The 20,485-nt window shown below is 48.2% G+C and carries 14 protein-coding genes; 6 read left to right on the top strand and 8 right to left on the bottom strand.

The window, feature by feature from the left end:
- Positions 1-164 precede the first annotated feature (164 nt).
- Positions 165-602, bottom strand: a complete 438-nt coding sequence (locus tag D0A37_RS18430) for a hypothetical protein (RefSeq protein WP_242716509.1) — start codon at positions 600-602, stop codon at positions 165-167.
- A 556-nt stretch (positions 603-1,158) separates the two neighbouring features.
- On the opposite strand from D0A37_RS18430, the gene D0A37_RS29115 reads away from it, so the two are divergent.
- A complete protein-coding gene (locus D0A37_RS29115) occupies positions 1,159-1,284 on the top strand; it encodes a hypothetical protein (protein WP_278187090.1) in 126 nt (41 codons plus the stop codon).
- A 302-nt stretch (positions 1,285-1,586) separates the two neighbouring features.
- Complete coding sequence (hmpF, locus tag D0A37_RS18425; RefSeq protein WP_242716507.1) at positions 1,587-3,332, top strand: pilus motility taxis protein HmpF; 1,746 nt, start codon at positions 1,587-1,589, stop codon at positions 3,330-3,332.
- Here the strand turns inward: hmpF and tilS are convergent.
- A complete protein-coding gene (tilS, locus tag D0A37_RS18420) occupies positions 3,329-4,453 on the bottom strand; it encodes a tRNA lysidine(34) synthetase TilS (protein WP_242716505.1) in 1,125 nt (374 codons plus the stop codon). The two genes, hmpF and tilS, sit on opposite strands and share 4 nt — an antisense overlap.
- Before the next feature lie 127 nt (positions 4,454-4,580).
- The gene (locus D0A37_RS18415) at positions 4,581-5,006 is read right to left on the bottom strand and encodes a KGK domain-containing protein (RefSeq protein WP_242716503.1); all 426 of its coding nucleotides are present in this window, start codon (positions 5,004-5,006) and stop codon (positions 4,581-4,583) included.
- 19 nt (positions 5,007-5,025) lie between these two features.
- On the opposite strand from D0A37_RS18415, the gene D0A37_RS18410 reads away from it, so the two are divergent.
- Positions 5,026-5,184 (top strand): hypothetical protein, encoded by a 159-nt coding sequence (locus D0A37_RS18410; RefSeq protein ID WP_242716502.1) that lies wholly within the window; start codon positions 5,026-5,028, stop codon positions 5,182-5,184.
- A 111-nt stretch (positions 5,185-5,295) separates the two neighbouring features.
- Here the strand turns inward: D0A37_RS18410 and ccsB are convergent, their stop codons facing one another.
- The 5 genes from ccsB to D0A37_RS18380 form a co-directional block, all read right to left on the bottom strand.
- The gene (ccsB, locus tag D0A37_RS18405) at positions 5,296-6,366 is read right to left on the bottom strand and encodes a c-type cytochrome biogenesis protein CcsB (RefSeq protein WP_242716500.1); all 1,071 of its coding nucleotides are present in this window, start codon (positions 6,364-6,366) and stop codon (positions 5,296-5,298) included.
- Positions 6,367-6,510: 144 nt separating this feature from the next.
- Positions 6,511-10,710 carry a CHAT domain-containing protein gene (locus D0A37_RS29110; RefSeq protein WP_278187088.1) on the bottom strand — a complete coding sequence of 1,400 codons (4,200 nt, stop codon included), beginning with the start codon at positions 10,708-10,710 and terminating at the stop codon, positions 6,511-6,513.
- 352 nt (positions 10,711-11,062) lie between these two features.
- On the bottom strand, positions 11,063-11,314 hold the full coding sequence (locus D0A37_RS18390) for a hypothetical protein (protein ID WP_242716498.1): 252 nt from the start codon (positions 11,312-11,314) through the stop codon (positions 11,063-11,065).
- A 611-nt stretch (positions 11,315-11,925) separates the two neighbouring features.
- Positions 11,926-13,683: a DUF3352 domain-containing protein gene (locus D0A37_RS18385; protein WP_242716496.1), complete on the bottom strand. Its 1,758-nt coding sequence runs from the start codon at positions 13,681-13,683 to the stop codon at positions 11,926-11,928.
- Between the two features lie 396 nt (positions 13,684-14,079).
- Entirely contained in the window at positions 14,080-15,171 is a 1,092-nt protein-coding gene (locus D0A37_RS18380; protein ID WP_242716494.1) for a hypothetical protein, read from the bottom strand.
- A 262-nt stretch (positions 15,172-15,433) separates the two neighbouring features.
- On the opposite strand from D0A37_RS18380, the gene D0A37_RS18375 reads away from it, so the two are divergent.
- The 3 genes from D0A37_RS18375 (at position 15,434) to D0A37_RS18365 (ending at position 20,441) form a co-directional block, all read left to right on the top strand.
- Entirely contained in the window at positions 15,434-16,672 is a 1,239-nt protein-coding gene (locus tag D0A37_RS18375) for an LL-diaminopimelate aminotransferase (RefSeq protein ID WP_242716492.1), read from the top strand.
- A gap of 138 nt (positions 16,673-16,810) precedes the next feature.
- Positions 16,811-17,944, top strand: coding sequence for an AAA-like domain-containing protein (locus D0A37_RS18370; protein WP_242716490.1), 1,134 nt, complete (start codon positions 16,811-16,813; stop codon positions 17,942-17,944).
- Entirely contained in the window at positions 17,937-20,441 is a 2,505-nt protein-coding gene (locus D0A37_RS18365) for an AAA family ATPase (protein ID WP_242716488.1), read from the top strand. Before D0A37_RS18370 ends, D0A37_RS18365 begins: the two co-directional genes overlap by 8 nt.
- Positions 20,442-20,485 lie beyond the last annotated feature (44 nt).

Genomic DNA, 20,485 nt, shown 5'->3' with positions numbered 1-20,485 from the left:
GGAAAGATTGTGTGCTGGCGAAAAGATTGACTTTAGTTTCCGTCAATAATTTACGCGCTGATGCCGAGCTCACAATTGGGAATTGACGAAAGGGCGATACTTGCTGCGGCTCCTCGGCCGCGCTACCACTCCACAAGCTGAAACCGCGAAACTCGCGGCATTCTCTAAGTGTAGAGTTTCACCTGGTATTCCCACTGTTGCTTAAACTCGTAGAATCCACTTCGCACGATTGCACGGGTTTTTCGAGTGTGCAACGCTGGCATTCCCGACTGGTTGAAGTCTTCGATAGCGAAAGTTTTGAAGTTTTTGGCTGAGTATGCCGTCAGTTTATCCAACACCTCTTGGCGTAGGTCAACTTCAAAATACCGAGGATTCTCTGGTTTTACCGCTGCTACCAGCAGCAAGTGCCGATCAAGCCCCGATGGGAACTTGAGGCTAGTCTGTTGGGTTGGATGAGTTGCGATCGAGGTTTGTTTTGGGTTTGCCACAGCCCTAAAATCAGGTGCAGTCAAAATGAACCTTTGTTGGCAATTGTCAGGAAAACCCTCAGTGCCGATCGACCTTTTTGCTCGCCCTCGGCGAGCGTCATAGGCTCGCGTCATTACCTTATTCTAAGGCAGCGCGGTTCAAATCCCTAGTCCGCTGGAGCAAGGCGCCGGCTTGGGGGCAGCAACGGCTTTTCTGACGATCGACCCATAACTAAAGCGTTGTAAAATCAATACAAAATTTTGAATCGAAAGGCCAGAGGCAAGCCCTGGGCTAACGACATGGGGATTTAGACCTAGCGACCAGTAGGTAGGGACTTTTAAGTCTCGTGAAACGATTGTGTTGCTAAAACCACAGTGGTATAATTGGCAGAGAGTGATTCGCCAGAGAAAGAATAACTTTCAACCCTTTGAAATATCCTAGAGGGCGAGCAACCCCGGCAACCCACTAATCCGATTAATTCGGAATAGTTAAAGGGCAAATAATTGCAGCATAGGTCACGTTCAACCTTAAAAATATGAAGGACTCAGCAAGTCTGCGCTCCGGGAGAAGTAAAGTTCTTTGAGTGATTAGAGGGTATTTGAATGTCCCGTTGTCGTCTTGAAGGTGGGCAAGAATCCCCCGGCTTTAGACGTGGGGAGGTTCAAGGACTGACTTTTTTAGGTTTGGGCTATGGCAGTCTCCGCAGTTTTGCTAGTCTTTAATCAAGCGGCATTGGTACTGCTCTCTCATTCCTCCAGACAACTGGCGGCGGCCGTACTTTCTGGAAGTTCTCCCGTGAGGACGTGCTATGCGTGAGTGCTGCTAAAGTTAGAAAAAAATGCTATCCCCCGATTGGGCAAACGACACCAAAAAGTAAGACTTAAGTGGCAAAAAGTTATCTTTACTTGCCTATACTTGTTTACTTTAGGTAAGTTGACTAAAGATCACACGCAGTGTTATGTTTAGTCAAGAACCTTTGGCTTAAGGGGGATAGCCTACTTATGTTGGGATTAGCCGTCTACCCAACAGCGTAGGAAGTAAACACCACTTATCTTTTAGGCCTTTAAGTAACTTAAAGTTAAGTTGGGATAGGTTTTACGAAGCAGAGGACTATTAGTGTGCTGTATCTAGCGGAAGTACAAAAACAGAGAAGCGGCTTTGGTCTCGGTGGCGGTAAGGCTGAACTGAAGCTGCTAGCTTGTCAGCGAGGCGAACATAACTGGAGCGCCGTACCAGGCGATGACGCGATCCCAGTTGAGGAAGCTAATAAGTTTAACGACGGCACGCTGGTGCTGGTTGAGTTGAGCGCTAGCAAGCAAGTGCAGCGGATTCAGGAGGCGGCCCGCCAGTTGGTGAGCATTCTGCAAAATTTCTCACGATTGCAGGACAAGTTTAAGGATAAGGAAGAGGAAATTGAACAGTGGAAGGCTTCTCTGACGTTTTCGAGTCAGGAACTCAATCGCCGGGAAATGGAAATGCAAGCCCGCGAAGAGCAGTTGGCTCAAATGGAAGAGGAGTTGGAGCGACTGGAAGCTCAGCGCTCAGAAATTGAAAATACTCGAGATGAAGCTAACCGACTGCGAGAAGAAGTCGATCGCAGTCGTGTGGAAATTGAGACGGCTTGGGAACAGTTGCGGGGCGAGCAGCAACGGGTGGCCCAGCAGCAGTCTGAGGTTCCGCAGGGGGCAGTGGTTGATGAGCAGCAGACGCAGAGGATTCAGGAGTTGATGCAGAAGTTGGGAGGGGCAATTGCTTCGGCTCAAGGGGTGCGGGAACAACTGAATCAGTCTTTTGGTGCGGTGGGCGCTCAGCAGGCAATTCTGGATCAGCACTGGCAGCAGTTGGAGCAAAAACAAAGCATAGCTCAACAGCAACAAGAAGAGGTCGATCGACAAAATCAGAGCCTCCAAAACCGCTGGCAAGAGTGGTACCAATCTCAAGAAGCTTTGGCGCAAGCTCGTGCGGAGCTTAAAGGGCAGCAAAGTACCCTCAGCGCTAAGCAGGATCAGGCTCAGTCGGTGTCTTTGCAGGTGCGGGCCGTTGAGGATCTTTTCGAGCAAGTTTCCAGGCTCGCATCTGCTTCGGGTACTGCAGGTACGCAGCAGAAAGTAGATGTGTCATCTCTGGAGAAGATGCCCGTTGATGAGTTACAGGGGCTGGTGCAACACCTGCAACAGGATTTGGAGAAGGTGTTCCGGTTTGTTAACGATCAAGAGGAGGAGTTGACTCTGCAACGGGAGACAATCGAGGAGCTGCAAGGGAAAATTCAAGCTGCTAGCGAGTACGATCGCATGGCTTTGGAAAACGAGATGGCAGATGAACTCGAAAGTTATCAGATGTTAAACGAAACTCTGGTGGGACAGCGCCTCCGGTTGCAGGAACGGGAAGATGTTTTAAAGCAGCATCAGGCGGTTCTGTGGCGGCGGCTGGGTACTGCTAATGCTCCCAAACAAGAGCGAGGAGATATTGATTTGGGGCCGGTTGTCGCCCAGCTCAATACTCAGCGCCAGCAGCAAAGCCAAGAATTGCAAAGACTGGAAAACGAAATTCAGCAGGTGCGGGAATCGATATCCCAAATTGAGGCAAATGTCAACCGCCAAAATGGGGAAAGTGAGGCGAAACGCTACGAACTCAAGCAGTTAGAGCAGAATTTGTTCAACCAGAAAGGTGCAGTGGCGCAACTGTGGGGCAGGGTGAATGTTTATCAAGAAATGTTGCAGCCGGTGCAGGACAATTTGAATGGGCTACGCCAAAAGCTCGAAGCCGTGGCGGGGGAACTCGATCGGGTGCAGGAGACGGGAGACGAGCAAGGTCGGGTAGTTTCCGATTTGCGACAAGTCCTTTCGGGTTTGATAACAGGTTAAAATTTAATATCTAAAATTATCGAAGGGTGTTCGACTCGACCGATCGCTCCTCCAGGAAATGGATCGGTTTGCGATCGGTTGGGCGCTACGATTAAGCTGGTTAGTTTTTCTACGCTTTCAAAGCTGGGTGCTGAGGGCAATATTTGTTGCAGTAGTTGCCGCATTGCCCGTCGCTGCAAGGCCAGGGGTGCTTCCCGCAAAATCGGGCGATTTAACTTGACGGGAAGTTGAAAATTTACCTGCGGGCTGTCTGCAATTGGAGACATTGCTCGCTGTAGCAAGTCGCTGGCTGCAAGTTCGAGATATTCTACGTCGGCGCGGAGAAGTTCGGCTGTTTGGGCTAGCGCTTGTTGGGTTTTTGGGTTGAAATGAGTTTCCAAATAAGGCAATAATTCCGATCGAATCCGGTTGCGACTATATTGCAAGTCTTGATTTGTGGAATCTTCCCAAATGGGTAGTTCTTGCTCTTGACAAAATTGACCTGTTTGCGATCGAGTTATTTCGAGCAAGGGACGAACTAAAGAGATTTTAGATTTTAGATTTTGGATTTTCGATGGGGACTTTTCATCCAGATTTTCCCATGTAAAATCGGCAGAGATTTGGGAGTTGGGATTTTCGCGGGAATTCCCCAATCTAAAATCGGCGAGGGGCCGTGTCCAGGTGAGGGCAGAAAGTCCGTCGGCGCCGCTGCCGCGAATCAGGTTGTAGAGTAGTGTTTCGGCGCGATCGCTGGCTGTGTGGCCTGTAACAATGTAGGGGTAGTTGTGGGCGATCGCAATTTCGGTTAAAGCTTGATATCGCCACTTTCTGGCGGCTGCTTCTGTTTTGGGGATGTCCGAGGCTGTTTCCAAATAGTAGGATATTCCCCAGTTTTTAGCTAATTGTTCTACATGATTGGCCGACGCTTGCGAGTCAGAACGCCAACGGTGATCGCAGTGAGCAATCCCTAGATTCCAGCCCCATTTTGGCTGCAAATCTAGCAGTAATTTAATTAAACACAGAGAATCTTGTCCGCCGGATACTGCTACTAGCAAGCGCTGATTTGATGGCAATATTTGTCGGTACAGCAGCGTCCTGTGAACTTGAGCGTGCAGGTGCGTCCAATTGGAAGATTCAGCCATGAGAGCAGGTTTTCATTAAGCAAAAATAAGGAAGTTAGACAACGAGCAGTGTACGGGATTTAACCGATGGATTTTGAGCAAAGAAGGGGAAGCATCCCCCTCTCCCAATCTCTCAGTCTTTGCCTTCCTAGCTCCACATTCCTATACTTTGGGGGTCGCGGTCTGGATACCTAGAAATAGGAAAATGATTACTTATTTCTGTTGAGTCACCTTGATTTAATGGCTCATCTATATCAGTTGGATTTGAGCTATAGGCGGCGTAGTTTTGCACGGTTTCTGCTCTTTCTGCCGCTGCCGGAAGGGCTTTTTGTTCTTTGATTTCAGGTTCTAGCGGAATGAACTCCAGACGCATTCTAAGTTTTCCTTTAGTCCAGTCTTTTCCCGCACTTAATAGTTCGCAATCCAGGCCGTCTGAGAATAATTTTTCGTCTACCAATTTTGCCTGCATAATTGCCATAAATTCGCTGACTTTGAATGTACATTGATACATCAAAGCGCTGGTAGGGGCAGACACAACATCATCTTCTTGGGGAAATATTGGCGATTCGTCCATATTAATTGTCCTTATTTTAATGAATGAAGGAAGTTCGGCAACGGATTTTGTAACGGATGTAACGGATGTAACGGATGTAACGGAGGTGAGGAAGACCGAAGTTATAAGAAGGAAGAAGGCCCTTCGACTTTGCGATCGGGTAAAAAAAGGGAAGAAGGAAGAGGGAGTTGATTATTAGAATCTCGCTGGTTGAGTAAGGTGGGAGTTGCCCACCCTACAAGCGGAGATGAGATTAAGCCCGATTCTTTGACTTATCCTGTTCTTCTGTGGCCCATTGGTGGATCAGGAATTAGAAAAACCAACCGTAGGAATGTAAACCTTTGCCTAACAGATTAACGCCTAGATAGCAAATCCAAACTACCACAAAACCTGTGGCTGCTAAAATTGCTGGGCGTCTTCCCTGCCAGCCACGAGTAATGCGGGCGTGTAGGTAGGCAGCAAATACCAACCAAGTAATTAGCGCCCAAGTTTCTTTCGGGTCCCAACTCCAGTACGATCCCCAAGCTTCGTTAGCCCAAACCGCACCGGCAATAATGCCAACTGTCAGTAAGGGGAATCCTAAACCGATGATGCGATAGCTAATGTTATCAAGAGTTTCTGCTAGATTCAATCGCTGGGGCGAGAGAAGTTCTGCGGTTTGAGTTGGGGCGGTTGATGGGGTTTGAACGGTTGCTAATTCCAGCACTGCGGTGGTGCCCAAACCATTATTGTTGGAGTTGAAGGAGGGTTCGCTGAAAGCTAATGCGCTGTCGGCGCTGGTTTCTGCAATTTGAGGTTCGGGGTTTTGAGGGCGTTGGAGGCGGTAGTTGCTGTTGCGGTTGCTGTTGGTGCCGAAGGAACTACCGGTGAGTTCGATTTTTTGGCCGCGGGTGACGATTAAAAAGGCGATCGCCAGTAGCGCTCCTACCATTAAAGTTGAGTAACTGAGCATCATGACGCTAACGTGCATCATCAGCCAGTTGGATTTGAGGGCGGGTACTAGGGGCTCTGCAGATTGCATGGTTGCCGGCAGAGTCAGGGCTGCAAAGGCGGATATTGCCATTGCTACGGGGGATGTGGCTACTCCTACTAAACGGGAACGGCTCATGTTTTCCGCGACTAGGTGGATGGCGGTGATTCCCCAAACTAGGAAAAATAGGGATTCGTAGAGATTGCTTAAGGGGAAGTAGCCGGCTTCTATCCATCGAGAACCGAGTAAAGCGGCGATGGATAGGTTGGCGACGGCCATTCCTGCGGTGCCTAGGGCCGACAAGTAGGGAATGCCGGGGAATGCTGCGCCAACCCAGTAAATGAGCATTGTGGAGAACAAAACGGCAAAGGAGATGTTGTCCAGCCAGTTCTGGAGTACGACCAGATCCATAAAAATTACTCCGGTAGTGTTTTTACTTATTTTTGCTAACTAGATCGATCGTACTGGCGTTGGGCAGTTTTGGGTTTGGGATTTTGAATTTTTGTGGCAATTATGAGTGGTTGGCGGTTGTTGAGGTGCGAGTGGGCGATCGACTTACCAAGGATTGCCAATCATTCTAAAAGCAGACCAATAATAAGGATGAGAAAAATTCTCACTCCCCGCGTTTGCCAATTCCGGAGGTAGCGGCAGATTGCCACCAGAAGTGTGCAGCATCCCCCCTTCAATTCGCACCTCTTGGCGCAACATCGCTAATTGCGCTTGTCGTAGTGCTTCTGCTTTAATCGGAGCAGTTTTTAACTGGGCGTAAAACTCCGACATCAATCCCAAACTGCCCTCGTCGCTGACATACCAGAGAGTCGCCATAGCCGATTTAACCCCGGCTTGCACGGCTAACCCGCCAAAGCCCAACTCGGCCTCTCGATCGCCCACAGCAGTTCTGCAAGCGCTCAAAACTAACATTTCCACTTGCGGGCTGTGCCAATTCATTTGCCGCAACTGATCCAAACGCAATTTAGTATCCCACAACTGAATAAAGGATTCGCTGGGAGCTCCCGATCGAAATTCGGCGTGGGTAGCCAAGTGAATCATCCCAAAAGGCTGCTGCTGCCGCTGCGATTTCAAATTGGCCAGGGTGAAAGCTTCGTTCAAGAAAGACTTGCCGGGCCACTGCTGCGGGGTGATTGTCGATACTTCTATTTCCACCCCAGGCAAAGGACTCATCTCAGGAAATTGCGAGGCCCCCATTGCCAAAACTTGGCTATTTTTGAAATTGGCGAGGCTGGTATCTGTCAAACTCAAACTCGGCATCGCTCCAACGCTGTAACGCTCTACCAGAAAGCCTTTGCCGTCGTGCAGGGCGCCCATCGGTATCGATCGCAACCCCATATCTGAGATAAAAGATAAATTCTCAATGCCTTTGGCTTGCAGTTCTGCTTCCAGCGGCGCTAACATCCACTGGTAGAGTTGCTGAGCCAAGGGCAAATAACTTGTAGTCTTGCGCTTTACCGGATTAGTCAGTTCATCGCGAAATTTCCGAACAGCTTCTATTACCTGGGCGCGAGAGGTTCCAGGGATGCGCTGGCGAACGGGTACACCTTCCGGGGTGATCACCATCATTTCGAGTTCGTCAGAGGCTTGGATTTGCTGTTCTACGCGCAAGATGGACGAACTGCTGTAAGGCCGATCGACTGTAGAACCCCTGGGTACAAAGCTGATATAAATGAGAGCTGGTTTGATGCCTGTGGCTTGTTGGACACTGCGAAGGGTATTTTGGGCATCTTCTAGCGTGGCGATCGCAGTTGTTGATGGCAAATTTAGGTAATCGACAAACTCACTGGTAAATCTCTCCTCCACGGGAAAAATAACGGCGCCGAGGTTCGGTGGCAACTTGGAAGCGTCAAGATTCGCAGACGCGGGAGGTGAATTGCGCTGTTGCAAGGAATTAGATATCTGGTTTTGCTCTTGCAAGCTAGGCGAAAATAAACGATTTGTGCTGGGTGGCTGGTTGGCTGCGAGCTCCGGTGTCGGTATCGGTGGGAGATTTATCGGCGCAGCAGAAGGTGCAACCACGGGATTTTGAGTAATGGTGGCAACCACTGGATTTTGAGTAATTATCGGTGCTGGTGCCAAATTTGAGACTGGCGCGGGATTTTGAGTAATTATCGGTGCTGGTGCCAAATTTGAGACTGGCGCGGGATTTTGAGTAATTATCGGTGCTGGTGCCAAATTTGAGACTGGCGCTGGATTTTGAGTAATTATCGGTGCGGGTGCCAAATTTGAGACTGGCGCTGGATTTTGAGTAATTATCGGTGCGGGTGCCAAATTTGAGACTGGCGCTGGCGTCGGCGTTAATGTTTGTGCTGGTGCTGGTGCAGGCGCTGGTGCTGGTGCTGGCGCTGGTGCTGGTGCTGGCGCTGGTGCTGGTGCAGGCGCTGGTGCTGGTGCTGGCGCTGGTGCTGGTGCTGGTGCTGGCGCTGGTGCTGGTGCTGGCGCTGGTGCTGGTGCAGGCGCTGGTGCAGGCGCTGGTGCAGGCGCTGGTGCAGGTGCAGGCGCTGGTGTCGGTGCCGGTGCCGGTGCTGGTGCTGGTGCTGGTGCCGGTGCCGGTGCTGGTGCAGGCGTTAGTGTTTGTAAAGGTGCTGGTGCGGGTGCTGGTGCAGGTGCGGGTGCTGGTGCTGGTGCTGGCGCTGGTGCTGGTGCTGGTGCTGGTGCTGGGTCAGGTACAGGTGCAAATATAGGGGTGGGTGCGGGTGCGGGCGCTGGTGCGGGCGCTGGTGCGGGCGCTGGTGCTGGTGCGGGCGCTGGTGCGGGCGCTGGTGTCGGCGCTGGTGTCGGTGCGGGCGCTGGTGCCGGCGCTGGTGTCGGTGCTGGTGCGGGTGTCGGTGCTGGTGCGGGTGCTGGTGTCGGGGCTGGTGTCGGTGCTGGTGTTGGCGCTGGTGTCGGTGCTGGTGTTGGCGCTGGTGTCGGCGCTGGTGTCGGCGCTGGTGTTGGTGCTGGTGTCGGTGCTGGTGTCGGGGCTGGTGTCGGTGCTGGTGTTGGTGCTGGTGTCGGTGCTGCTGTTGGTGCTGGTGTCGGTGTTGCTGTTGGCCCTGGAGTTGGTGCTGCTGTTGGTGCTGGCGATACTGAAGAAGCCGTAATGTTAATTTGCGTCGGTTGTACTATCTGAGGGTCGGGGCTGAAATAACTTCCCTGTGTAATCACATTTTCCTTCTTGGGACCCCCAGTGGCAATGCTGCCAGCAGTACCGTTGACTGTGTTATAGTCTGGCCCGACGCTGAAAAGATTGTTCGAGGCTTCTCCGCCGTGGCGAATGGTGATATCTCCACCATTAGCGCTACCAGTCGTGGATGCGGAAATGCTGCAAGCTTGCGACAAGCAGTTGTTATCGTTTGTGAAAGTGCCTGTCGCTCGGAAATTACCGCCGGCGGTAATGTCAATATCTCCTCCGCCGGTTCTGCCTTCGGTGTTGATATGGGTTACTTCGATATCGTTGCGGGCGTTGAGGGTGACTTCGCCACCTTGTTTTTCTTCTGAGTTGGCCTCTATGAACCCTGTTTGGATGCTGCTTGAGGGTGCTGCAATAATAACGTCTCCGGCGTTGCTGGTTTTGTCGATCGACCTTGCGTTGATATTGCCTGTTTCTACTTTTCCTGTACGGCTGGTGACGGTGATGTTGCCGCCTGCGGTGGTGTCGGAGTGAGAGTCGATATCGACAGTGCTAATGTCGCCACTAGCTTCTAGGGCGATTGGGCCGCCTTGGGAACTTGTCAGGTTTCCGCTGACTGCAATGCTGTTGGCTGCTTGAATTTCGATCGCCCGAGCGTTTGCATCTTTTAGGGCCACGTCCCCCGCAGCTACTGCTCGGTTAGAGGCCGTGAGTACCACTTCACCGCTGGCATTGACGCTGAGGCCTGTAGCGTTCGTTTCACCGATGCCTGTGAGGAGTTCGGGCAAGGATGCGATCGAGAATGTAGAAGCTGTGCTGGATGTTTCTGTGCTGCTAGTCGCTGAGGCCGGCTCGATTTCCAAACTCAGCAAATTGTCTCCCTGGCTGACGCGCAGTAAATTTGTCCCGGAGACTGATGCTACGGTAAGTTGACCGCCGGGGGCAGAAAGGCTGCCGGTGCTGACAACGGTGCCGCCGAGCAAGGTTAAGTTCTGCCCTGACTTGACTGCTAAGTCTGCCGTGCTGATAATTGCCCCTGCTTGATCGGCTCCAAAAGTAAAGGAATTGGGCGCGCCTGTCAGAGATGTGTAAGTGCTACTACCGACAGCGTTAAACGAGTTTGAACCAAATCCAATACCGGTGGCGGTGGTTGCTGTGAAAGAAGCCGGCACGTTTAAACTAGCACTGTTGCCAAATATGATGCCGGATGGATTCATCAGAAACAAGTTAGAATTGCCGCCGGTTACTTGAATTAAGCCGTTAATAATCGAGGGGTTGCCACCGCCTATGCCCGCTAAAATGTTGCGAATGTTGGGGTTTGATATAAAGTTGGCAATCTGATTTTCCGACAAGCCGAATTCTGTAAAGCTGTGGAATAGATTTTGTTGATCGCTCGATAATTTTCCGCCTTGAATATCGAAGCGACTTGGCTGCCCAGGAGTTCCGTTTTGGGCTGCGGGAGTGACGGTAGTGCCTGTTGCGTCCGCCGCTGGAACAATTGTTTGAGCTTCGGCTTTTGCTTGCAGAAAGTAAATATTTATTAAGACTATTTGCAGAGCGAGTGTCAGTTTGCTGATTCTGGCTTTTGAGAGGAATTTAGACTTTATTTGAATATTTTTGGCGGTTTTCATGGGTTTTTAATGTGTAAAATATATAAAACAGAAATTAGGTAAAGAAACCGGATTTATAGAAAAAACTTGGTTGACGGCTGTCTCAATAAATATCTGCACATCTGTGCTGTGTCTAGTCAATTTGCCTAGAAGATTGGAAATCTACCCCTCATTTTCCGAGGGAGTATTTGTGAGCTATTCTGTCAGTCTTATTACTAAGTAAGGTTGGCTTGGTAAATGTTCACGTTCCCTTGTTAGGAAAGCGATACGCTTGGCTATTAACCTGTTCACTCGTCCGTTAATCGGCTTCGACAGTGTAAAATGCAGGCGTTTACATCACGGTGTCATGGATGAACGTAGTCAGTTAAAACGCTTACTTAAGTGCAGGTTCCGACGTTGTAGAGGTGCTGACTCGGGATGCCAAGCTCTCCATAGGTTTTTCGGAACGGTTGAACAGGCTATATTTATGAAGCAACCCGGTTTCTGACTGCAACTGCATTGAGGAGCCAATGAGTTTAATTTGCCTCTGCCTTTGAACTTTTTCCCGCGTATCTTCTCCAGAATCTAAATATAACTCTAAATGCTTAGGAACTGTATCTTCCGCATGACATATTAAAAAAAACACAAACGGCCCTCCTAGGGGCACACCCACCCCTAGGAAGCTGGTTTTTTAACTATTAGTGAGAGTATGAAGGAAGTATCGGGGTTCAAAAACTAGGTTTCGACCTCCAAGACTGACCAGGAAACATCTCAAAATATTTTATACCAAACAAAAAATACTCTACACTTGCCAAAAATTAAATTTCTGGAAAGAAGAAATAAGAAGGGGTCAGAAGACAGAATTCACAATTCAGAATACCCCATGCCTGAAGTGAGGGTTAACGGTCACGGAAATAATTTTTTGTGAGCCACGATTAAAATCGGGGTGCTTAAGCCTCGATTCTCCATGCTTTCGCACAGAATCCATTCGAGATTCTGGCTCCTGAATTCTGAATTATTCTTCAGTAATTCAAATTGTTAGGGTGTTCGGAAACCCGGTTTATGTAAATAAAAAACCGGGTTTTTGTTTTTTTTGTGTGAGGTTTTGTGAAGGAAAACTACTTAAATCCGGCTCTATTACCCTCTTGTAGTTCAGTCCACTCTTGGCGATTTCTATCGGCTGCTTTTCGGTTTTAATCGATCGCCCTGTTGGTATTTAAGGGGGTGTGCAGGCGGATTTTTGGAAGGATTTAAGAGTTAATTGGGTGAAGTTTGGACAGTGGGCGAGGGACTGGGAGAAGCAGGCCGCGGTGAAGCAGGGCGCGGTGAAGCAGGGCGCGGTGAAGGAGTGGATTGGGTGGATTTTTTGAGACCGACAAAAGCGTCGTAACGGGTGGTACGATCGCCAATGACTGCCGCTGTAACGCCGATCGACCGCGTAGCGTCTATCCACATTTTTTGGCTGGGAGGCAACTCCGGTAAAGCTAGGTTTTTGGGGTTAAACGCACTCTCGGTGTCGATGAAGAAATTGCCGTTGTGGGGTTGAAGTTGCGATCGTACAGTTTTCTGGAACAGTTCGCTGCTTAAAAGCGGACTTTTTGGTGCCGGAACGATCGCATCAACCACGGGAGCTCCTACTGTCATAAACACTACATCGTTCATCCAACCGCGAGTTACCGTAATCCCTCCAAACGGCGATGTCCATTTAATCGCCGGTTTGCCGCCGACTTGAATTTCCTCCACTCTAAACCCTTTCATTTTCATCGTTTCATCAAGCTGTTTCAGGGATTTGTTGGCGGCGCCCTGGTTGTTTGTTTCCACCATAAATACAAATCCGGCAGCAAATTTGTCTCGGGGATTCTGGGCGGGGGCTGGTATTAATGATAGAGAAAATTCTCCCGCCATCCAGTTCATCAAGTCTTTATCTAAATCCAGACCGGTAGTGGATTTTAAACCTGTGCGTAAAACTTGGGGATTAATCGGGGACATCGGGTTTGCCTCAGCTCCCAATACGTAGTCTTGCCACAAACGCTGCAAGTTGCCGCCGGATACCATCATTATTGTATTGTTTGGCAGGCGATTAACCATTTTTAGAGCATTGTTTTCTACTGCTATCCTTCTGGTAGAATCGGGTTTTAGCCAAGAGACTGATTTGAAGGCAATTCCTTCTACATCCAGGGTCGCTGTGGTGGCAAATCCTTGATTTTGTTGCAGTTTTTCGAGGTTTTCCGGTGAAATTTCGCGCGCTGAGTTGGCGGCGGCATAGGCGGCGGCAACGGGCATATTGACGTAGATTTGACCGAAGGCGCCCGGACTTTTTATTTTGTCTATGGCGTCTGCATAGCCAGGGGTTTTGGCTAGCGAAGGTTCGCCTTTGTAGGTGTCGATTATTCTGTCTGTAGCGCTCGGATCTGTGGTGACTGCTAGATACCTGGTTCCCAATACCGCGACGGAGAAATTGCGATCGGGTACGCCTTTAGTTTCTGTGACTTGCACGCCTTTATAATTACGCTCAACTATTTTACCTTGGCTGAGGGGTCTGGGTTTTGTTAATAATTCTTTGGCTTTGATCGGGTTGGCAATTGGCAGGATAATTGCCACTGACTGTTGAATTGGCGGAGATGGGGGCGTGTTGGGTGCCGGCGAGGGGGCTGGTATAGCTATTTTGTTGCGGAGAAAGGCTACCATTGCTGTGTTACCCACCCAGGGTTGAATGTCTTGCTGGTAGACGTAGCCGTTGCTTGTGAGGAGGCGATCGCGCATTTCGCTTAAAAACCTCTCAAACGAAGCTTTTGACTCGGGCGTGCCAAACTCTCGCAGTCTATTCCACTGCGATTCATCCGTGGTGATGGATAGGGCCATCATCGTATCTTGCGGGACAACGGTTGCCCCCGCCGGCAAATCTCTGGCGGGCCCACGGGAAATGACGAGGTAGTAGGTGACAAAGCCTAAACCGATCAGAAGTGTGGCGGCTCCGATGGTAAACAGCAGGGAAGATTTATCTTTCTTAAACATTATTCGTAAGGTTCGGGTGCTCGCAACATGATAGATTATTTTCTTGGCTAATGTAGCAGATACATTAGCAGATACATTTAACCCGGCAAATCTAGGAAAGTTGATTGTTGACTGTTGACTGTTGACTGTTGACTGTTGACTGTGAGCCGAAAAACAGAAAATTGTGCTTATATTTGGTGGCTGATTGAAGGAGACTTTAGCAGAACGATGCTACCGGATTTCATATATAGCAATCCTTGCAGGAGTCGTAATTTTTTTACTCCACCCCAACCCTCCCGGAACCCGCCGGGAGAAAGTAAGAAATTCACATAATGATGCGAGGATTGCTATAAGTCCGTGCAACGAAACCCCACACCAAAAATCTAGCAAGACTTTGGTGAAATGATATTAATTGAATCAGTTTCTGGCCTTAAAGTCTTTAAAGATAGTTTGAAACGAGTACATCAGGCGATGGACATCGTTTGTGGCTCTCGGAAAAATGTTTAGTTCCCATTTTTTGCGAGCGGTAGTTAGCAGTTTTGCTATGGGTTGGGAGTAACTGTTAGAAATGAAATAGCTGCCACCTTCGTAGCGAATATCTGATGCTAAGCCAATAAAAGCACCGGCCATTTCTAGTTTTAGTTCCGAGGTGCTGTGTTCCGATTTTACTGCTAAAATTACTTGCGAGTGTCGGGGTTCGCGGTTGAGCAAGCGGCAGATATTTGCTTCTTTTTGGTACAAAATTAAAACGTTGCAGTTGTGCAGAACTCCGGCTCTACCTTGGACTTTTACTCCTAGGTGAACTTCCAGGGCTGGTTTGTCGGGAAATTCCACAACAGCATGAGTATAGGGATGTGCAGTTCCGTGAATTTTTCCCGCTGTTTTTCTAAATGTTAAATATTTGGGTGTTTCGTCGTCTAAAACATTGTTGTAATAAATAGTACCGCCTTCATTAGCAACTGCTTTTAGCAGAATAGTGAATAGGTAAGTGTCAAAAATTCTTGCTTGTTCTGCCGCTGTATTAAATTCGGGATCGATCGAGCTTTTTAATTTGCTTTTAATTTCGGAATTTATGGCGTAGTTGCTGGGCCCGGAGGGCAGTTTTTCGAGCAAGTGCTTGAGGCCGATCGCCTGTTTGTGGCGAGGGGCTGTGACGCTGGAGGTAAACTCGATTGTTTTAGCAGTTTCGGCACCTGAATTGGCAAAGGTAATTTTTGTGCCGAGGGGAGAGGTTTCTGATTCTACTTTCAAGAAATAAGCAATTTCGTCTTCCATTTCGGAAGTGTTCACAGTCGCTTGCTCGACAGCATCAATTAACAGCAAAAGTTGTTCTTTTGCGGTATAATCTTCTATCTTGAGCAGGGGTGTTTTTCTTTTAAGCGATCGCTCTTCAATTACTTTGCCTATCTCTACAGTATCCGCTACTTGTTCAACTACCCAACCTAAATTAAACTCATTCAGAATTGCCGCCAGTTCCTGATAGAGTTTGGCGTACTCGATCTCGTCCATAATGGTTTCTGCGCTGCACACTATTCTGATTATACAAGATAGTTTGATTTTTTGGTCAATGGCTGGTCAGCAACTGCGAATATTGCCTGTAATGGCGGAGTATCCGAGTGTTTGAGTGTCCGAGTGGGCAAAATCTTCCTCTTCCGTGAACCTCCTCCGTCACATCGGTTAAATCCTTTACAGCATCGGTTGCCGAACTTGCTGCTTCTGGAGAGAGACAATTGGGAGTAAGCTATTCTACGACATTTGTAGTGATCGAACTATGGCAACTATCAACGACAACTACCTCAAACTCAAAGCCGGCTACCTGTTTCCCGAAATTGGGCGCAGGGTGAAAGCCTATGCAGAGGCGAATCCCGAAGCGCCCATCATCCGGCTGGGGATTGGCGACGTGACTGAACCACTACCGGAAGCTTGCCGCCAAGCGATGGTGAAGGCGGTGGAAGATATGGGCTCGCGGGATACCTTTAAAGGATACGGCCCGGAACAAGGTTATGAGTGGCTGCGGGAGAAAATTGCCGAGCACGATTTCAAGTCGCGGGGATGCGATGTTGATGCTTCGGAAATCTTTATTTCTGATGGTTCTAAGTGCGATTGTGGCAATATTCTCGATATCTTTGGCAACAATAACACGATCGCAGTTACAGATCCAGTTTATCCGGTGTATGTAGACACTAACGTGATGGCTGGACACACGGGAGATGCGAACGAAAATGGCGAATACGGCGGCTTAGTTTACCTGCCAATTACAGCGGAAAACAATTTTACTGCCCAAATTCCCACAGACAAAAAAGTCGATTTAATTTACTTGTGTTTTCCGAATAACCCCACGGGGGCAACTGCAACCAAGGAACACTTGCAAGCTTGGGTAAATTATGCTAAAGCTAACGGTTCGATTATTTTCTTCGATGCGGCTTACGAAGCGTATATTACCGATCCGAGTTTACCGCATTCTATCTACGAAATTGAAGGGGCGCGTGATTGTGCGATCGAATTTCGTTCTTTTTCCAAAAATGCTGGTTTTACGGGTACTCGCTGTGCGTTAACAGTTGTACCGAAGACTTTGACTGGAAAAGCAGCAGATGGTTCCGATGTCGAAATTTGGAAATTGTGGAACCGCCGCCAATCTACTAAGTTTAACGGAGTTTCTTACATCGTGCAGCGCGGTGCTGAGGCGGTTTATTCTGAGGCTGGCAAGGCACAAATTCAGGCATTAGTCAATTTTTACATGGAAAATGCTGCGATTATTCGCGAGAAATTGACAGCGGCGGGAATCCAGGTTTTTGGTGGCGAAAATGCACCTTATGTGTGGGTGAAAACGCCTCACGGTTTGTCGAGTTGGGATTTCTTTCAGAAGTTGCTGGAAACTTGCAATGTGGTGGGAACTCCGGGTTCTGGTTTTGGTGCGGCGGGTGAGGGTTATTTCCGCATTTCGGCGTTTAATAGTCGGGAGAATGTGGAAGAGGCGATGAGACGGATTGTGGAGAAGTTTAAGGTTTAATTTCCTCTCCTGCTTAAACGGAAAGCCCGCCAGTCCGACAGGGAATTTCCTATCGGACTGGCGGACTGAGCCATGTTTTACAGCATTATAATGTATCATAAATATACGAGTCCGCTTCTCCTCTAGTCAAATAACTCTATGGCTCCCCCTTCGCCATCTCCCTGTCCGTTTTCTGCACCCTCTATGCTGAAAAAGCGCGATTGCTTTGTGGGGCGCAAAGACGAACTAAAATTTATTCAATCTCAGATGACAGGCCCACAGCCAACCAGCATTAATATTGTGGGGCCACATAAAATTGGCAAGTCATCCCTACTTTGGCGTTTTTATCAAAATTGTCGCAATCATCGTCAATACGCTTCCAGCCCTTACGCTGTCATTTATTTATCATTTCAAGATGGTGAATGCCAAGAAGAAAATACTTTCTATCAAGCAGTTGCTCAAAAGTTGAGCGAAGTGCCAGTTATTAAAGCCAAGCCAAGTTTAGTTACAGCGTTTCAAGCTGCCAATTGGGAGCGCAGTACCTTTGCTAAAGCCATTAGACTTTGTGAGGCAGAGAAAATATTACCCGTCTTATGTATAGATAAATTTGAAGCGCTGTTTCAGGATAGTTATCGCGAAAAATTTGATGAAGGATTTTATGACAATCTTCACTCCTTAATCAACAATAGCGCCCTGATGTTGGTATTAGCCTCTCTAGAAACTCTTGATTCCTACCGCACAAAATATAAACTGACCTCTTCTTTTTTCAACGTCGGTTCAGTGTGGTCATTGGAAAAGTTTTCAGAAGCCGAAGCTCAAAAATTGGTTCAGTTGCCTAAAGGAACAATAGCAGGGGCTATACCAGCTTTAACTGAAACAAATCAGCGCCTAGCTTTGGAGTGGGGAGAACGGCATCCTGTGCGTTTGCAATTAGCCGGAAGATATCTCTGGGAAGCGCAACAATATCGTAAAGATGTGAAGTGGGCAAAGCAGAAGTTTCAAGACCAAACTAGGGCAGTTTTACAATTGTCAACTCGACCCAAGCGCCCTCAGAAGTTTTGGCATTTGCTGCGCTGGGTCGTCTGGGATATGCCAATTGGGGTGGGCAATTTAGCTAAAAATTTCGGGCTGAAACTGGATGACATATTTACTTGGCTAATGGGTCTGAGTCTGATAATTGCGTTGATTATGTGTGTCGCACGTATCATTCCTGAAAATTATTTTTATGACTTGTTCAAAAAGTTCTTGTGTGGCAGTTTGAGTCCGGTGTTAGGCAAGTGGTGTGATGGTTAGGCTAAATATGAATTGGAATTATCTAGCTGAATGTGCTCGCCTTCTCTACTGGATTTACTTTAAACCTTTTACTTTGGCGGAGTGGCTGCGGGAAATTCATCCGGATTTGGTATCTGATACTAATCCTTTTACGATGCGGGAGAAGTTCAGGGTTAATCCTAAATTGCGGCGGTATGCGGGACAAGTCTGGTTTTTGATGGTAGTCGTCCCTTTAATAGCTGTAGTGCTAGTTGGAATTATTTATTCGCTGGCAGTCGAGCCATTTAATTGGTTGAGAAGCAGTCTTATTTTGATGGGATGGTTATTGGCAAACCGGATAGTACGGGGTACTAATAGTAGTTTGCAAATCGGATTGATGCTAATGGTTATGTCGATGTCGTTTAGTTTTACCCTTGCGATAATTACCGAGCAGCTATTCATACCTGAAATACAGAGATTGATTTTACAACCTTCATTTGTTTCTGTGCTGTTGGGTTTGATATGCGGTATAGGTTTTGGTATAGGACCTAGTGCAGCGTTCGGTACGGTCTTCGATGTGGCGTTCGGTGTGGCGTTAGGTGTGGCGTCTGGTGTGACATCTGACGTAGCGGGTGTGACATCTTCTGGTGTAGCGTTCGGTGTGGCTGCTATCTGGGGTGTGACCTGGGGTACGACCTTGGGTGTGGGGTGGCGTGTGCCATTGGATGCAGGGTTGCGAGCGCTCGTTGGGGCATCCTTTACGCCATTCGGCATGACGTTGAGTTTCTTGAATTTGGGATCTGTTACGGCTCTTATGACTGTCGGTGTAGTCTTCGGTGTAATTTCGATTCTCGGCGTTTTGCGAGTTTATTTCTGGATTCCAGAATTACTGTGGATGTTTTTCTTGTTGCGTTTGGTGCCGGAGGGAGACGAGGCAAAATGGCTGCGGTGTCTGCCACCGTACTTCGACCAACTCATTCACTTACCGATGCCTTTGATAGATTCGTTTATCGTCAAAGCTTATCAGCAAAACCCTGTCGCAGCCCAACAAACCATCAATTATCTCATTAACTCAACTAACCAACAGAAAGTAGCATTAAAGGCAATGGTGGGAATTGCCATTGATTCCCTCAACCGCTGTCAGAACTCTGAAGATATTGTTGGCATTACCAAACAACTTGCCTGGATACCCTCACCACCGCCAGCCGAACTCGGTTCCGTACTACCTGAATTTTTGGAAATCAGCCAAGATGTTTGCGCTGCCAAAAATGCTAGTTCTGCCTACCTTCAATCCGAAATGCTGGCAACACCTTTGACTAAACTCAATGGTTTGCAAAAAAGTCTGGTTTTAGGCAAAAATGCAGCTTTAGCAACTAGCTTTGGCAGCATTGTGCAGCGGTGGCTGAGTATCTTAGAAACATCCCGACAAACTCTAGAGGAAGCAGCTTTAGATTCAGCAGAAATCCCGCAAGTTTATGTCGCTGGGCCAGCCCTCAACCCAGAAAGTTCTAGCAGTCGCTTCAAAGGGCGTTTGGACGTATTTCGAGAAATCGAGTCTTTGGCTCGTTCTTCTCAACCACCTGTATTGTTGCTGTATGGAGGCCGTCGCACCGGAAAAACCTCCGCCCTCAAGTTTTTACCTCAAAAAGTTGGCTCAGAATTAGTGCCGTTGTCGATCGACTTTCAGGGTGCAGCGGCGGCAACAACCTTGAGGGGTTTAGCCGAGTTTATCGCTGATGAAATTGTGGAAGCGGCGCGGCGCAATCGCAATTTGCAATTACCCGCCATTGACAGAGAATCGCTAAAGATTGATCCGTTTATCGCTCTCCAAAAATGGTTTGTGCAAATTGAAAAATTTGCGCCCGCCAAGCGATTTTTGTTGTGTCTGGATGAGTTTGAGCGGTTGGAAGAAGTAGTCAAAGAGACGGGAAGTCGATCGCCCCTGAACTTTTTGCGCTACATTTTGCAGAACCGCGCTAATTGGATTTTGCTATTCAGCGGTTCCCATACTTTGGACGAACTCAATCCTTATTGGAACGATTATTTGATTAATACACAATCTTTACGGATGACGTATTTGCAGGAATCAGAGGCGCGGGATTTAATTCAGCATCCTATTGATAATTTTCCCGACATTTATACAGAAGCCGCGATTGATGAAATTATTTACTTAACGCGGTGTCAACCTTATTATGTACAACTGATGTGTCGCGTACTTGTCGATCGCCTGAATGCAATAAACAGAGAAAAGACCAGGTTAAATCAGGAAAAACAAAGGCAATTAGCACAAGGGGACGTGCAGGCTGCGATTCTCAAAAGTTTGGAACAAGGGGGGGCTGCATTTCGAGAACGCTATCAAGAATTAACGGAACCAGAACGAGAGTTTTTGCATAAATTAATCAATGAACCAGTTTTAGCGGTTGCAGAAAGTCGTTCATGGCCGAGACTTGTGGAGAAAGAAGTGCTGGAGGTGACTGAAGAAGGTTATCGTTTTCAAGTACCGCTCTTTCAGAAGTTTGTAGAGATTCAAAGTCGGTAATAAGTTATACAGCGTATTCCAGGTTTATAGGAGGTTACACCCGC

It is taken from the genome of Microcoleus vaginatus HSN003, assembly GCF_022701255.1.
Lineage (GTDB): Bacteria > Cyanobacteriota > Cyanobacteriia > Cyanobacteriales > Microcoleaceae > Microcoleus > Microcoleus vaginatus_B.
The sequence above is the reverse complement of the archived record's forward strand: the minus strand, read 5'-3'. Positions and strand labels throughout refer to the sequence as shown.